The sequence below is a fragment of the uncultured Halomonas sp. genome, from assembly GCF_947501415.1.
Lineage (GTDB): Bacteria > Pseudomonadota > Gammaproteobacteria > Pseudomonadales > Halomonadaceae > Halomonas.
Genome location: NZ_CANMVL010000010.1, coordinates 104,294 through 118,753, shown reverse-complemented (window position 1 = coordinate 118,753; position 14,460 = coordinate 104,294). Strand labels below are relative to the sequence as shown.

Genomic DNA, 14,460 nt, shown 5'->3' with positions numbered 1-14,460 from the left:
CATCTGCCAGCAGCGCATGGGGCACAAGCGTACCAGGCCCACCAATGGGCTCCTGACGGAGGCCTGACGACAAGGATGTCGCAAGGCGCAACCCAGGCCCTTCGCGACAGGGTGCGCCTCTAACTTCCTCCCCATGTAACCTGACGCCTTACCCTTGCGCCCCTCTCCGGCTCCAGGCACCGAATCTCGGCCCTGGACGAACGGGGAAATCGGCCTCTTGTATTTATTGTTGGATATGTAAGTATTCGCCGCCTCATTTTGGCCACCTCGCTGCTCCAAGGAGACCTGCCCGCGTGGGCCACACCCATACCCCCTGTTTCTGTCTACAAGGACGTCTGCATGTTTTTCAGTACCCTGGCGATCGTTATCTCGCTGCTGCTGCTGATGTATCTGGCCTACCGCGGCTACTCGGTGCTGCTGCTGGCACCGCTGATGGCCACTCTGGCGGTGCTGCTCTCCGGCGATATCGCCCTGATGCTGCCGATCTATACCGAGACCTTCATGAGCGCACTCGGCGGCTACCTGCTGAAGTTTTTCCCGATCTTCCTGCTTGGGGCACTGTTCGGGCAGCTGATGGCCGATTCCGGGGCGGCCAGCGCCATCGCCAACTGGATCACCCGAGTGCTTGGGGTGCGTCACGCCATCCTGACCGTGGTGCTGGCCTGTGGCCTGCTGACCTACGGCGGGGTATCACTGTTCGTGGTGGCATTCGCCATCTACCCCATCGCCCGGGAGCTGTTTCGCGCCGCCGCGATTCCCAAGCGGCTGATTCCGGCCGCCATCGCCCTTGGCTCGTTCACCTTCACCATGACCGCCCTGCCGGGGACTCCGGCGATCCAGAACGCCATTCCGATTCCCTACTTCGGCACCAACGCCTTCGCCGCGCCTGGCCTTGGCATCATCGCGGCGTTGATCATGTTCGGGGTCGGCTGGTGGTGGCTGAACGGTCGCGCCCTGCGCGCCCAGACCGCCGGTGAAGGCTACGGCGAGCATGACGAAAGCCGCGAGGCGAACCTGACTCCCGAGGGCGACAGTCGCCCTGTCGATGGCATGCCCTTCATGCTGGCCATAACACCGCTGGTGCTGGTGATCGGAATCAACGCGCTGTTCACCTACGCGATCTTCCCCCGTCTGGACATGAGTGCACTGAGTGCCGCCTATCCGGAGCTGCAGGTGGCCAACCAGACCGGCCTGTGGGCGATCATCATCGCCCTGCTGACGGCCTGCGCCTGGCTGGTACTGACCCGGCTACGCCACTGGCAAAGCCTGCAGGACACCCTCAACCGGGGTGCCCTGGGTTCGATGCTGCCGATCTTCAATACCGCCTCGGAGGTGGGCTACGGTGCGGTGATCGCCTCGCTAGCGGGCTTCGCCATCCTGCGCGACGCGGTGCTCGGCGTGGCGCCTGGCAACCCGCTGGTCTCCGAGGCAGTGGCCATGACCACACTGGCAGGCATCACCGGCTCCTCCTCCGGCGGCCTCAGCATCGCCCTGCAGACCCTCGGTAGCGACTACCTGGCGCTGGCCGAGCAGGCCGGCATCGCCCCGGAGCTGATGCACCGGGTGGCGGTGCTCGCCGCCGGCGGCTTCGACACCCTGCCCCACTGCGGCGCGGTGATCACCCTGCTCTCCATCTGCGGGCTGACCCACCGCCAGTCCTACCTCAACATCGCCATGGTCACCATCATCATTCCGATGCTGGCGCTGATCAGCGTCATCACCCTGGGCAGCCTGTTCGGCGCCTTCTGACCTCAGCATGGCCTCCGCTATTCAGAACGAGTGTGCGGGGGCCGGTCGCCGATGGTCGTCGTGGGGCGCTGTCAGCTGGCGGGGCGCCAGGCGGAAACCCCGTAGTACGCCCCGACGATCGCCGTCAGAAAGCCCATGATCCAGGCAATCAGGGTCTGACTATTCTCGATGGAACCGAGGATGCCCTGGCAGGTCTGGCCCGGCGGACAGTTAAGCCCGTCGACAAGCGCGGCAACCAAGATAAAGGCCAGTGAACCGATCAAGCCGGAGAGTGCCATATAGGCCATGCGCCGCCGATTGGTAAAACGTTGCTGGGAGTAGGTGATCAAGGCGGCCTTGTCGCGGTCCGACAGTTTGTCATCCTTGGCAATTTCGATCATCTTCGTCAAGGGATCCTTTCCCGCTTCTGGCGCCGTTTTCACCTCAATTGGCACGACAGAAGGCTGATCGCTCATTGTCTTGTCTCCTTGTTCAGAGATAAACGTTCGGTGATAAACGCTCGGCGATAACGCTAGGGGATAAACGGCTGCGTATCGGTGACTCCTGGTGCGGTCGGAGGGGATCCTTACGAGTGTTGTCCAGGAAGGTGGATGGCAAGGCCTTGCAGAGGGCAGAGGGAAGAGGGAAGAGCGCAGCGTTTACAGCAAGCCAGCCCGTTTATTGCCTTCCTGACCTTTCTTTCCTGTCCTTCCCTCAAGGTAGCACCACAGCTATCGACCCGCCCTTTACTGACCATGGCCCGGCATGCTCTTGTCCCGCCGGCGGAGAGATGTCATCGTCGGCGGAGCATATGATCAGGCGCGACGCCCTTGCCACGCAGGGGCTCTACCTGGGCCCACCGCGCTTCGAGGGATTCGAGGTTATCCAGACCGTCGACAACGAGGAGGACGCATGAGCAACCGTGACGCCTATGAACAGAAGCTGCGCGCCAAGCTGGACGAATGGAAAGCGGAGATCGACAAGCTGAAGGCACAGGCCCAAAGCTCCGAGGCCGATGCCAGACTCAAGGAGGAGCGGGAGCAGGAGGCCGAGCAGCTGGAGCAGAAGCGTGAAGAGCTGCGCCAGAAGCTGGAGGAGATGCGTGCATCCGGCGATGACGCCTGGGATGACCTCAAGGAGGGTGCCGAGCGCGCCTGGAAGTCGATGAGTGACTCCTTCGACAAGGCTCGCTCACGCTTCAACTAGGCCGCCGGTGTGCAGAACAGGCCAGGAGGTCCCATGCCGGAGACACGCCAGCCCCCACTCACCCCGCTAGGGGAACGCGTTCATCTGGCCTGGGACCTGCTGATCATTGCGCTGGTCATCGCCAACCTGGCACTGCTGCTGTTCGACAGCCTCTTTCTGCTGCCGCCGCTGAACAGCGCCTTCGAGGCCGTGACGCCAGGCCTTCACGGCGCCTACGAACGCCATATCCATGCCCACTTTCTCACCATCGACCTGGCGTTCGTGGCGGTCTTCCTGCTCGATGTCCTGCTGGGCTGGGCGGTGGCAATCGCCGAGCGGCGCTATCACCGCTGGTTCTTCTACCCCTTCGTGCACTGGTACGACGTGCTCGGCTGCATTCCGCTGGCTGGCTTCCGTCTGCTGCGCGTCCTGCGGGTCATCTCGCTGCTGCACCGTCTGCAGCGGCTGGGGATGATCGATGTACGCCGCTGGTACCTCTATGCCGTTCTCGCCAAGTACTACGACATCCTGATGGAGGAGCTTACCGACCGCATCGCCATCCGCATGCTGGACAACGTCCAGGCTCAGGTGCGTTCTCACGACTCCCTCACCAGTGGGGTGGTGGAACGGGTGGTGCGGCCTCGCCAGCAGGCACTGATCCAGGAGATCAGCCAGCGCCTGGAGGCCATGGCCGGCAGTGCCTACACCCACAACCGACCCGATATCCTGCGTTATGTGCGGGGTCTGGTCGGCCGTACCCTGACGGAGAGTCCCGAGATCCAGCGACTCTCGCGCTTGCCAATGGGCGGCCAGTTGACCCGGGGGCTCGAGGCCTCGCTCTCGGATCTAGCCTGCCGCCTGGTCAACGAGGCCCTGGCAGGGCTGCAGTCGCCGGAGTTCTCCACCCTGGTGGAGCATCTGGCCGAAAGTGGCTTCGATGCCTGGCTGCGCACCGACCCGCACACCGAACAGGTCACCGAGCAGGTGCTGGTCGACATGCTGGAGCTGCTCAAGGAGCAGATCGCGGTCAAGGAGTGGCGACAGCGCTACCGGTAAGGACCTTGCCTCAGGTCACCGGCGCCACCATGAGCCTGCTCGCTGTTGCACAACTGGTGATCGCTCAGCACCTCGATGATGCGACAGCTCTCGACCTTGCCACCGGCACACTGCCCCACCATTCTGCGCAGTTCGTCGCGCAGTGCCTCTAGACGCTGCAACCGTGTCTCCACCTCCTCAAGGTGATGCTTGGCGATGACATCCACCTCATGGCAGGACATGTCGGGCCGATCCGACATCGTCAGCAGCTCACGCACCGCGGCCACCGAGAATCCGAAGTCCCGGGCATGACGAATGAAGGTCAGCCGTCTCACGGCCTCCTCACCATAGCGGCGCTGGCCACCCTCGGTTCGCATCGCACCACTCATCAGTCCGACACGTTCGTAATAGCGCACCGTTTCAGGCTTGCAGCCGACACGCCGCGCCAGCTCTCCGATGCCGATGCCGATGCCGATGGCGGCGTTGGTCTCCAACATGATGACGCTCCTTCCAAACGGCTTGAACCTGTCATTTGAACCTGTGCCTTGAGCCTACACCTTGAACCTATAGTTGCTACAAGGTTTATGCTGGAGACAGTAACCTACCAGCAGGAGTGCCATCATGGAAACTTCCCCCGCTATGCAAGCCTCCTCGGCGCTGACGCTCCGGGTCGAAGGCATGGACTGCGGCGGCTGCGAGCGCAAGGTCGAGTCCGCCCTGGGGCGCCTGGAGGGCATCGAACAGGTACAGGCAAGCTCGGTCACCGGCTCGGTGAAGATTGTCCCGGCATCGCAGGGTTCCCCCAGCCACCGGACCATCGAGCGTACCCTCGACGAGCTGGGCTATCGGGTAGTCACCGATGATCAGCGAAACCAGGCGAGCGACTCGCCAACTCCCTGGTGGCAAACCGCCAAGGGACGGCTGGTACTGGTCACGGGCGGCCTGCTGGCGCTGGCCTTTATCCTGCGCATGACCTTTCCGGCCCTGGGCAACTGGCCCTTCGTGGCGGCTACCGTGGTGGGCCTGGTGCCCATCATCAAGGGGGCCTGGGGAGCGTTGAAGATGCGCAACCCTTTCACCATCGAGATGCTGATGAGCATCGCCGCCCTGGGTGCGCTGGCGATCGACGCCGCCGCCGAGGCCGCCGTGGTGGTGTTCCTGTTTGCCGTGGGTGAACTTCTGGAAGGGGTGGCCGCCTCTCGGGCGCGCCGCAGCATCTCGGCCCTGGCGAACCTGGCGCCGTCGACGGCGAGGCTGATCGAGGAGCAGGGGACTCGCGAGGTGTCGGCCTCCTCCCTCACCCCGGGCCAGCGCGTCATGATTCGGCCGGGGGATCGCGTTCCCTGCGATGGTCGTATCCTGGCGGGAACCTCCGAGCTCGACGAGTCACCGGTCAATGGCGAGTCCGTGCCCCGCTCACGTTCGGTCGACGACGAGGTCCTGGCCGGCACGGTGAACCTGAACGCCGCCCTCGAGGTGGAGGTGACCCGCGGCGCCGAGGACAACACCATCGCGCGAGTCATTCGCCTGGTGGAGGAGGCCCAGGCCGCCAAGGCGCCGGTGGCACGCTTCATCGATCGCTTCGCCTACTACTACATGCCGGCGGTGGTCGGGCTGGCCCTGCTGATGGCGGTGGTGCCGCCACTGGTCTCGAGCATGGCCTGGTCGGAGTCGATCTATCGCGCCCTGGCACTGCTGCTTATCGCCTGCCCCTGTGCCCTGGTGATTTCGACCCCGGCGGCGATCGCGGCCGGCCTCTCGACGGGGGCGCGCCGTGGGCTGCTGATCAAGGGCGGCGCCGTGCTCGAACAGCTGGGCAAGCTACGCCTGGTGGCGCTGGACAAGACCGGGACGCTCACCGTCGGTGCACCGCGGGTCACCGATGTGGCTGACTGGACCGGCGATCAGGGCGAAAACGAGGTGCTGCGCCTGGCGGCGGCGATGGAGCAGGACTCCAGCCACCCGATCGCTCAGGCCATCCTGGGCCATGCCCAGCAGCAGGATCTCACGCTTCCCCGGGCCAGCGAGAGCCGCGCCGTGGCGGGTCGAGGAATCGACGCTCTGGTCGAGGGGCGTGAGCTTGGCCTGGTGCCACCCCATCACCTCCTCGACCAGGGGCTCCTCAACGATAGGCAGCGCGCACAGGTCAGCGCACTGGAGGAGGCCGGCAAGAGCCTCGCCGTGCTGGTGGAGGGCGAGCGCCCGCTCGGCCTGATCGCCGTACGCGATGAACCCCGCGACGATGCCCGCGAAGGCCTCGCTGCCCTCTCGCGCCTCGGCGTACAGGCGGTGATGCTCAGCGGTGACAACGTGCGCACCGCCAGGGCCATCGGCGAAAGCCTCGGCATCGAGGCCCATGGCAAGCTGATGCCCGAAGACAAGGCGCGCCATATTCGCGACTGGCAGGCCGCCGGCCGGGGCCCGATCGGCAAGGTGGGCGACGGCATCAACGATGCGCCGGCCCTGGCCTCGGCTGACGTGGGCATCGCCATGGGCGGTGGCACGGATGTGGCGCTGGAGACCGCCGATGCAGCCCTGCTCAAGAACCGCGTGACCGGCATCGCCGAGCTGATCGACCTGTCTCGCGCCACTCTCAACAACGTGAAGACGAACGTCGCTCTGGCCCTGGGACTCAAGGCCATCTTCCTGGCCACCACGGCGCTGGGCTTCACCGGCATGTGGATTGCCGTGATGGCGGATACCGGTGCCACCGTGCTGGTGACCCTGAATGCCATGCGGCTGCTGGGTTATCGCTTCTCGCCGGTGCAGGCCCCGGCGGTGGCCCAACCCGCCGCCGCTGCATCGTGACGCCCGTGTGCTCGAGCAACGGCGGCAAGGGCAGCGCCCGCTCCCGGCGATAGGCCTCGATGTGCTCGGCCGGGCCCGTCGGCAATGTAGGCATTGCGGCCGTCGAGCACCGTCTCGAACAGGTAGTTCTGCGCCGCGTTCAAGCGGGTATGGGGCGTAAGCCCCAAGACGCATCGAGCGAGAGCCCTGGCCAGCGACTGGGCGGCCCCGGGCGACGCCCCTGCTCACCTCTCCGCCGAAAACCTCCCTACACTGGAGTGACCCACAACCGCCACCCCTTCACGTGGGCGCTCTACCACCGGTATCTCGCCATGAAAAAGCCCCTGATCACCTTCCCTGCCATCCTCAGGTTGTGCCTTCACCCCATGACGGCATTCAGCCAGGTCACCTCGCCGGCTTCTGCCGTCACCTACAAGACGGGCGACCCTGCCAACTGGCCATAAGAGCTGGATGCCGTGGTCGCCGCACCGGACAACCACGAGATCCTCCTGGAGAATGACAGGGTGCGAGTGCTGGAAGTCACCCTGCTGCCGGGCGTGGTGGAGCCCCTACATTCCCATCGATGGCCCAGCGTCCTCTATCTCCAGGCGGCGGGGGAGTTCATCGACCGTGACGCGGACGGCAACATCATCTTCGACACCCGAGAGCTGGATGCGCCACTCACCCTCCCGTTGACGATGTGGAAGACGCCGGAAGCCCCCCACTCGGTGGAGAATCTTAGTGACGAGCTCACGCTGCGCCTGATCCGTATAGGGATAAAGCCGGAGGCGTCACCAGCCCGAGAATGAATTGAACCGCCCGGCGGCATGCCGAGTGTGCATCGTTCTGGCACAAGGGTCATGACGGCCTGTCGGGGCGACCATCATGGCCATCGAGCATATCCCGTGGGGTCGTCATGTCTCCACATATCCCGGTTCCACTGGGAACGCAGCCCCGGTCGTGGGCTCTGCTACGCTGAGCGAGTCACTCCACCACTCAAGCGACTCACGAGGCACATCATGAAAAGGACTTACCCCAAGAACAGGACCGTCGCGCTGCCACGCACAGGCCTAGCACTTGCCATTGGCATCGTCGTTTTCCTGGCCTCGGCGTCCGCGCTGGCCACCAGCCCACAGAAGATCACCGCCGTGGAAGCGGCCCAGAACATTACCCTGGGACCCCGTCCGCTGTTCCTGATCCAGGACATGGACGAGAGCACCCAGCGCGAACGCCACCTCAAGGAGACCCTGCTGCGCTGCGCCGCCGACACCAATCGTTGGCAGCGCCGGGACTTCTCGATCGGCCATCGAGGGGCAGCCATGCAGTTCCCCGAGCATACCCGGGAATCCTACATCGCCGCGGCCCAGATGGGTGCCGGCATCGTGGAGTGTGACGTCACCTTCACCGAGGACAAGGCGCTGGTGTGCCGCCACTCCCAGTGTGACCTGCACGCCACGACCAACATACTCGAGACCGACCTGGCCGATCAGTGCAGCGTGCCGCCGGCCTTCGATCCCGAGACCGGCGCACTGACCAACGCCGAGGCGGTCCAGTGTTGCACCAGCGATATCACCCTGGCCGAGTTCCAGAGTCTCGAGGGCCGCATGGACGGCGTGAACACAGAGGCCGACTCCCTGGCGGCGTATCTCGACGGCACGCCTGGCTGGCGCACCGACCTCTACGCCACCCGCGGTACCCTGATGACCCATACCGAGAGCATCGAGCTGTTCCGCTCGCTCGGCGTGCGCATGACGCCGGAGCTCAAGGCACCGAACGTCGCGATGCCCTTCGATGGCATGAGTCAGGCCGACTACGCCCAGAAAATGATCGATGAGTACACGGACGCCGGCGTGCCGGCCGAGGACGTCTTCCCGCAGTCGTTCAACCTGGACGATGTGCGTTACTGGGTCGACAGCGCCCCCGAGTTCGCCGCTCAGGCGGTCTATCTGGACGACCGTTACGACGACGAGTCCTTCGATCATCGCGACCCGGAGAGCTGGTCGCCGAGCATGGAGGCGCTCGCCGAGCAGGGCGTGAAGATCCTGGCGCCGCCGATGTGGATGCTGCTCGAGGCGCGTCCCGAGGCCGGCGAGAACGAGGAACGCATCGTGCCCTCGGTCTATGCCGAGCGCGCCAAGGCGGCCGGACTCGAGCTGATCGCCTGGAGCTTCGAGCGTTCCGGCCCCCTCAGCGAGGACGGTGAGTGGTACCACCAGAGCGTCGATGCGGTGGTCGACAACGAGGGCGACAAGCTGCTGGTGCTGGACGTGCTGGCCAAGGATGTGGGCATCCTGGGCCTGTTCTCGGATTGGCCGGCGACCGTGACCCTCTACGACAACTGCCTCAATCCCGAGCCCGCTTCCTGACGCCCCCAAGAGGATCGACATGACGTCACACCGCTCGCCTTCCACCCATCAAAATCCCGGGCCATCTGCTCGGGGAGCGCGTCCACCGCTACCTGTCGGGACGCATGTCTTCTTCCGAGCCCTGGGCGTAGTATTGGTTGGTGTTGGCAAACGTGGCCGGGCTTGTCGTCTCACTGGGGTAACGCTTGGGGCCTAAGCGCGACCATGAACCCTATGACGCAAGATGGAAAAGGCGCTCACCGCCTTTCGTTGTTTCCACAAGGATTTCCCTCATGACCGACCTGGCTGCCTTCCCCATCACCCGCAAGTGGCCGGCCCGGCACCCCGAGCGCCTGCAGCTCTACTCGCTGCCCACGCCCAATGGGGTCAAGGTATCGATCATGCTGGAGGAGACCGGCCTGCCCTACGAGGCGCACCGGGTCAGCTTCGACGGCGATGATCAACGCTCCCCCGAGTTCCTATCGCTGAACCCCAACGGCAAGATCCCGGCCATCCTCGATCCCGACGGCCCGGAGGGCAAGCCGCTGACGCTGTTCGAATCGGGTGCGATCCTGATCTATCTCGCCGACAAGGCCGGGCAACTCTTGCCCGAGTTACCCCATGATCGCTATCAGGCCCTGCAGTGGCTGATGTTTCAGATGGGCGGCATTGGCCCGATGTTCGGCCAGGTGGGCTTCTTCCACAAGTTCGCCGGTCGGGAGATCGAGGACAAGCGTCCGCGGGATCGCTATGTAGGCGAGTCCCGGCGCCTGCTGGGCGTGCTGGACCGGCAGCTGGCGGGGCGTGACTGGTTGCTGGGCGAGGCCTTCTCGATCGCCGACATCGCGGTCTGGCCCTGGGTGCGCAACCTTGGCGGCTTCTACGAGGCGGGGGAGCTCGTTGGGCTCGACGACTTCCCGCAGGTCAATCGCGTGCTGGCCGCCTTCCTGGCGCGCCCCGCCGTGCAACGTGGGCTGACGATTCCAGCAGAGTAATGGCGCCCCCTTCGACGCGCGCTCGCGCTTCAAGTAGCCGCTGCCTTCCTCCTGGCGCCGATATGCGGCGCCCTCATCCCCTGCCCTTCAGTGCCTTCTCCCGCTCCCGGCGATAGGCCTCGACGTGCTCGGCCGAGCCCGTCGGAAAACGGCCGAGCTCGACGGCCTGCTCGAAGAATCCCTGCCGGGGCAGGTCACCGCGGCGGCTGACCACCAGGACGGCGATCAGCGGGCGGCCCGCGGCCACGTCTTCGCGCATCAGTGCCTCCAGGGCCAGGGCGACGCGCTGGATGGTGCGCGGCGGTGAAAGACCCAGCGCTTCGGCGGCCTGCTGGTAGGTAATCGGCAGCTGCTCGGCGGGCAGGCGCTCGAGCAACGCCCTCAGACGTGGAGCGAGATCGGTAGCGTCCCGTATCTCCATACCTTGGTCCTCCTCGAGTGAACGGATAGCTGGAAATGTGGCCCAGGATGAGCCGTACCAGACCTCAGGCACGGCCTGTTTCCTCATGGCCATCGTCGTTTTCAGCAGCGGACTGCACCAACCCCCTTCCAGTCCTCGATATCGAGCTCGGGGCGTTCGGCGCGGAAGCGCGCGTAGAGCTCGATGCCTTGTGAATCCTCGAGGATATCGACCCGCACACCCCGGCTCTGGAGCAGCGGCTCGGTGCCCGAGGCGTTGGTGACATCACCCACCACGACCCGGCTGAAGCCGCGCATGCTGACCAGCGTGGCACAGATCTCGCAAGGGCTCAGCGAGGTGAAGAGCGTGGTTTGGCTGAAATCGATCCGCCCGGCATCGCGGATGGCGGAGGTCTCGCCATGGTGGTAGGGGTGATTCTCCTGCACCAGGGTATTGTGACCCTTGCCGACGATGCGCCGGGTGGCGTTGTCGATGATCAGCGCCCCGATGGGGCAGCCCCCCTCATCGAAGCTCTTCTGCGCCAGCAGCACGGCAATACGCATGAAGTCGGCATCGGTGAGGCGGCGGGCGAAATCCTCATCCATCAGCGCCGGCAGGCTGGCGGTGGGCATATGGGCGATGGCGGCCAGCGCCGCCTGGGTCACTTCCGTGCGGGTATCAAGCAGCGTTTGCATGGTGGTCACCTCATCTCGAAGCCGCGCTTGACCAGGAAGTCACGCATATGGGGACGCAGCTTGGTATCGAACAGCGGAGTGAGGTTCTGTGACCAGGTGGAGTCCTTGGGACCGCCCCTTCGCGACTGGTAATACGCGTGCATGGCATCGTCGTAGGCCGCTACCAGCTCGCTGTCGTCCTGGTAGCTATCCTCCTTGAGGATTGCCTTCACCGGCAGGCGCGGCTTCACGTCGGGGTCGTGGGCCGGGTAGCCGAGGCACATGCCGAACACCGGATAGACATGCTCGGGCAGACCCAATAGGTCGCTGATCTGCTGAGGATTGTTGCGAATGCCGCCGATATAGCAGATACCCAGCCCTTCCGACTCGGCGGCCACGGCCATGTTCTGGGCCATCAGCGCGGTGTCCACGCTGGCCACCAGCAGCTGCTCGGTCATGCCGCGCACCACCCGCGCCCCGGTGCGCTCGGCCGCCTCGGTGGGACGCTTCATGTCGGCACAGAACACCAGGAAGGCCCCGCAGGTAGCCACATAGCGCTGACCACCGGCCAGTTCGGCGATCGCCTCGCGATTCTCGGGCTTCTTCACATGAATGATGCTATAGGCCTGCACATGACTGGAGGTGGCCGCGGCCTGGCCGGCACTCACCAGCTCCTCCAGCAGCTCCCGGGAGACCGGCTGGTCGGTGAACTTGCGGATGGAGCGGTGGGACTTGAGCAACTCGATAGTAGGATTCATGGGACCTCTGGGTTGATGTGCCTTTCTGTTGATGTACTCACTCTCTTGATGTGCCATCGCGTGGTGCTGCTGAACGGACTCATTGTTCCATGATGCAGTCTCCTCTTGTACCGTCTCGCTCCAGCATGCTTTCCAGCACCATCGGCAACGGCTAGGGTGAAGCCTCTTGCGCCATCACACCGAGGCTTCCCATGCCACGCATCCTGCTCGTCGACAACGGCTCACTGCGCCCCCAGGCCACACTCAATCTGCGCCGCCTGGCCAGCGCCCTGGCCAGGGCAACCGGGGAGTCGGTGGAAGCCGCCTCGCTGCTGCACTCCCACAAGGTCCCGGCCGAGCAGCTGGAGGGGGAGCCGGCGGTGACGCTGGGGCCGCTGGCCGAGCGCCTGGCGGCGGAGGGGGTAACCGAACTGGTGATCGTGCCCTTCTTCTTCGGCCCCAGCCAGGCACTGACCCGCTATCTGCCGGAGCGCCTGGCACAAGTACAGGAAAGGTACCCGAACCTCGGCATCAAGGTAACGGCGCCGCTGGTGGACACCCTCTCGGGACTCGATCTGCGCCTGGCCCGGCTGCTGGCCGATAATGTGCGTGAGGTCATGGCGCCCCGTAAGATGAGCGAAAGGCAGCCACCGAAGGTGGTACTGGTCGACCACGGCAGCCCGGTTCCCGAGGTCGCCGCGGTACGCAACTATGTGGCCGGGCAGCTCGGCGTGGTGCTGGCCGACGAGGTCGGCTGCGTGACCTACGCCTCCATGGAGCGCCGGGATGGCGATGAGTATCGCTTCAATGAGCCGCTGCTGGCCGACCTGCTGGCCTCGAAGGCGCTCGCCGGGCATGAGGTGATTCTGGCCATGCTGTTTCTCTCCCCGGGGCGCCATGCCGGCGAGGGGGGCGATATCGCCGAGATCTGCGACCAGGCCATGGCCACCTCTCCCGGTCTGCACGTGGCCACCACACGCCTGGTGGGTGAGCATGCTGGCATCCTCGAGATCCTCGCCAGCCGCGTGGCCCAGGGGCTCTTGGGAGATGGGCTGCTGGTAGAGCTGCCGGCCATGGGCAAGGCGACCCGACCCCGGTAGCATGGCCGCCAACCCCACCATCGACGAGGAGACAACGTGAACCCCGAGGACCTGCTGACCCTGGTCAGGCTGCGCATGCCCTTCGGCAAGTACCAGGGCTGGCTGCTCGCCGACCTGCCGGGGCCCTACCTGGCATGGTTTGCCCGAGAGGGCTTCCCGGACAGCGAGCTTGGGCGCCTGCTTGCGCTGATGCACGAGATCGATCACAACGGCCTGGGCGGCTTGCTCGAGCCGCTGCGCGGCACCTGACCAGTAGAGGCTCCTGATGCTTAAAATTTCCAACAGCGTGGAGCTTGGCGACTGGGAAGTCGAGCTGAATGCGATTCGCTCCCAGGGCGCCGGCGGTCAGAATGTCAACAAGGTGGCCACGGCGATCCACCTACGCTTCGATATCCAGCGCTCCAGCCTGCCTGCCTTCTACAAGAAGCGGCTGCTGGCGCTCGGCGACCAGCGCATCAGCCAGGAGGGTGTGGTGGTCATCAAGGCCCAGCGCTTTCGCACTCAGGAGCAGAACCGCGAGGATGCCCTGGCTCGGCTGCGCGAACTGATCCGTGAGGCGGTGAAGCAGCACAAGGTGCGCAAGCCCACCCGCCCGACCCGCGGTTCACAGCGTCGCCGGGTGGACAGCAAGACCCGCAAGGGCAAGACCAAGGCCCTGCGGGGCAAGGTGAAGGTGTGATGTTACCGCCCGCTCAGGCTTCGTAGGCGGCCTTGAGACGATAGAATTCGGCGACGATCTCGTCCATGGCCTCGGCGTCGTAGTCACACAGGCCACTGACCACCAGCTTCTTGGAACCCGTGCCCACCTGCTCGTCTCCCGACTGGATGCTGAATTCGAGCAGGGTGTCGCCACGCTTGCCATTGACCTCCAGCGAGGAGTCGAGCAGCTCGAGTGATGGTGCCATGCCCTCGAGGCGCTCCAGGCAGAAGCCCATGCTGTCGTAGATCACCAGCGGCCGGCGCGGATTGAACATCACGCCTTTTGCTTCCATCAGTGGCTTGAGGTAGTGAGGGAAGTTCTTGCCCGAGAACGACACATAGCAACGGGTGAAGGCCTCCACTACCGCCTCATCGTGGGTAGTCGCCCCGCCGCGCGAGACCTCCAGATAACACTTGCCGGCGTCATCGCAGACACGAATCAGCCCATCCTCCCCCTCCTGGAAGCCGAGCGGTGTGCCATCGCCGACCATATTGAGGAAACGAAACTCCATGCGCTGGGAGAGGCCGAAGCGCGCAAGTACCAGCGCGAACAGCAGGTCTCCGGGGACGCAGAAGCGGCGTGCCTCGGGGTTATGAATGGGGTTGTAGTCGCCGGCGACTCCCTTGGCGAATCGGCTGGCCTGCTCCGCCGAGATGGTGATGCGGTCCCCTGCCAGCGTATGAAATTCATCGAGAAACATGCGTGACTTGCCTGCGTCGTTGGCGATCCGAAAGCGGCCGGCGGCTGCCGGAGGGCAGATGATGCCATAAAACG

16 protein-coding genes are annotated in these 14,460 nt (G+C 64.9%); 10 read left to right on the top strand and 6 right to left on the bottom strand.

The window, feature by feature from the left end; all coding sequences use genetic code 11:
* Positions 1-339 precede the first annotated feature (339 nt).
* Positions 340-1,749, top strand: coding sequence for a GntP family permease (locus tag Q0894_RS08170; protein ID WP_161423086.1), 1,410 nt, complete (start codon positions 340-342; stop codon positions 1,747-1,749).
* 71 nt (positions 1,750-1,820) lie between these two features.
* Here the strand turns inward: Q0894_RS08170 and Q0894_RS08165 are convergent, their stop codons facing one another.
* The gene (locus Q0894_RS08165) at positions 1,821-2,204 is read right to left on the bottom strand and encodes a hypothetical protein (RefSeq protein WP_299233558.1); all 384 of its coding nucleotides are present in this window, start codon (positions 2,202-2,204) and stop codon (positions 1,821-1,823) included.
* Between the two features lie 436 nt (positions 2,205-2,640).
* On the opposite strand from Q0894_RS08165, the gene Q0894_RS08160 reads away from it, so the two are divergent.
* The gene (locus tag Q0894_RS08160; protein ID WP_299233555.1) at positions 2,641-2,934 is read left to right on the top strand and encodes a coiled coil domain-containing protein; all 294 of its coding nucleotides are present in this window, start codon (positions 2,641-2,643) and stop codon (positions 2,932-2,934) included.
* Positions 2,935-2,967: 33 nt separating this feature from the next.
* Positions 2,968-3,969, top strand: coding sequence for an ion transporter (locus Q0894_RS08155; RefSeq protein ID WP_299233552.1), 1,002 nt, complete (start codon positions 2,968-2,970; stop codon positions 3,967-3,969).
* Here the strand turns inward: Q0894_RS08155 and Q0894_RS08150 are convergent.
* The gene (locus Q0894_RS08150; protein WP_299233550.1) at positions 3,960-4,445 is read right to left on the bottom strand and encodes a helix-turn-helix domain-containing protein; all 486 of its coding nucleotides are present in this window, start codon (positions 4,443-4,445) and stop codon (positions 3,960-3,962) included. The two genes, Q0894_RS08155 and Q0894_RS08150, sit on opposite strands and share 10 nt — an antisense overlap.
* Positions 4,446-4,569: 124 nt before the next feature.
* Between Q0894_RS08150 and Q0894_RS08145 the strand changes: the two genes are divergently transcribed.
* The 4 genes from Q0894_RS08145 to Q0894_RS08130 all read left to right on the top strand — a co-directional run bounded on the left by Q0894_RS08145 (position 4,570) and on the right by Q0894_RS08130 (position 10,075).
* Positions 4,570-6,756: a heavy metal translocating P-type ATPase gene (locus Q0894_RS08145; RefSeq protein WP_299233547.1), complete on the top strand. Its 2,187-nt coding sequence runs from the start codon at positions 4,570-4,572 to the stop codon at positions 6,754-6,756.
* 455 nt (positions 6,757-7,211) lie between these two features.
* Positions 7,212-7,544 carry a hypothetical protein gene (locus Q0894_RS08140; RefSeq protein ID WP_299233544.1) on the top strand — a complete coding sequence of 111 codons (333 nt, stop codon included), beginning with the start codon at positions 7,212-7,214 and terminating at the stop codon, positions 7,542-7,544.
* Positions 7,545-7,754: 210 nt separating this feature from the next.
* Positions 7,755-9,101 carry a glycerophosphodiester phosphodiesterase family protein gene (locus Q0894_RS08135; RefSeq protein WP_299233541.1) on the top strand — a complete coding sequence of 449 codons (1,347 nt, stop codon included), beginning with the start codon at positions 7,755-7,757 and terminating at the stop codon, positions 9,099-9,101.
* A gap of 272 nt (positions 9,102-9,373) precedes the next feature.
* A complete protein-coding gene (locus tag Q0894_RS08130) occupies positions 9,374-10,075 on the top strand; it encodes a glutathione S-transferase N-terminal domain-containing protein (RefSeq protein WP_299233539.1) in 702 nt (233 codons plus the stop codon).
* A gap of 73 nt (positions 10,076-10,148) precedes the next feature.
* Here Q0894_RS08130 and Q0894_RS08125 read toward each other — a convergent pair whose 3' ends face one another.
* From Q0894_RS08125 to nfsA, 3 genes are all read right to left on the bottom strand, one after another.
* Positions 10,149-10,496 carry a hypothetical protein gene (locus tag Q0894_RS08125; protein WP_299233536.1) on the bottom strand — a complete coding sequence of 116 codons (348 nt, stop codon included), beginning with the start codon at positions 10,494-10,496 and terminating at the stop codon, positions 10,149-10,151.
* Positions 10,497-10,597: 101 nt separating this feature from the next.
* Positions 10,598-11,170, bottom strand: coding sequence for a nucleoside deaminase (locus tag Q0894_RS08120; protein WP_132042030.1), 573 nt, complete (start codon positions 11,168-11,170; stop codon positions 10,598-10,600).
* A gap of 5 nt (positions 11,171-11,175) precedes the next feature.
* The gene (gene nfsA, locus Q0894_RS08115) at positions 11,176-11,907 is read right to left on the bottom strand and encodes an oxygen-insensitive NADPH nitroreductase (RefSeq protein WP_299233533.1); all 732 of its coding nucleotides are present in this window, start codon (positions 11,905-11,907) and stop codon (positions 11,176-11,178) included.
* 191 nt (positions 11,908-12,098) lie between these two features.
* Between nfsA and Q0894_RS08110 the strand changes: the two genes are divergently transcribed.
* From Q0894_RS08110 to arfB, 3 genes are read left to right on the top strand one after another with little or no spacing between them, the layout of a single operon-like run.
* Positions 12,099-12,986, top strand: coding sequence for a CbiX/SirB N-terminal domain-containing protein (locus Q0894_RS08110; RefSeq protein WP_299233530.1), 888 nt, complete (start codon positions 12,099-12,101; stop codon positions 12,984-12,986).
* 36 nt (positions 12,987-13,022) lie between these two features.
* On the top strand, positions 13,023-13,235 hold the full coding sequence (locus Q0894_RS08105; protein WP_299233527.1) for a DUF3820 family protein: 213 nt from the start codon (positions 13,023-13,025) through the stop codon (positions 13,233-13,235).
* Positions 13,236-13,251: 16 nt separating this feature from the next.
* A complete protein-coding gene (gene arfB, locus Q0894_RS08100) occupies positions 13,252-13,665 on the top strand; it encodes an alternative ribosome rescue aminoacyl-tRNA hydrolase ArfB (protein WP_299233524.1) in 414 nt (137 codons plus the stop codon).
* A gap of 13 nt (positions 13,666-13,678) precedes the next feature.
* Here the strand turns inward: arfB and Q0894_RS08095 are convergent, their stop codons facing one another.
* Positions 13,679-14,386 carry a DUF3581 family protein gene (locus Q0894_RS08095; protein ID WP_299233521.1) on the bottom strand — a complete coding sequence of 236 codons (708 nt, stop codon included), beginning with the start codon at positions 14,384-14,386 and terminating at the stop codon, positions 13,679-13,681.
* Between the last annotated feature and the right edge of the window lie 74 nt (positions 14,387-14,460).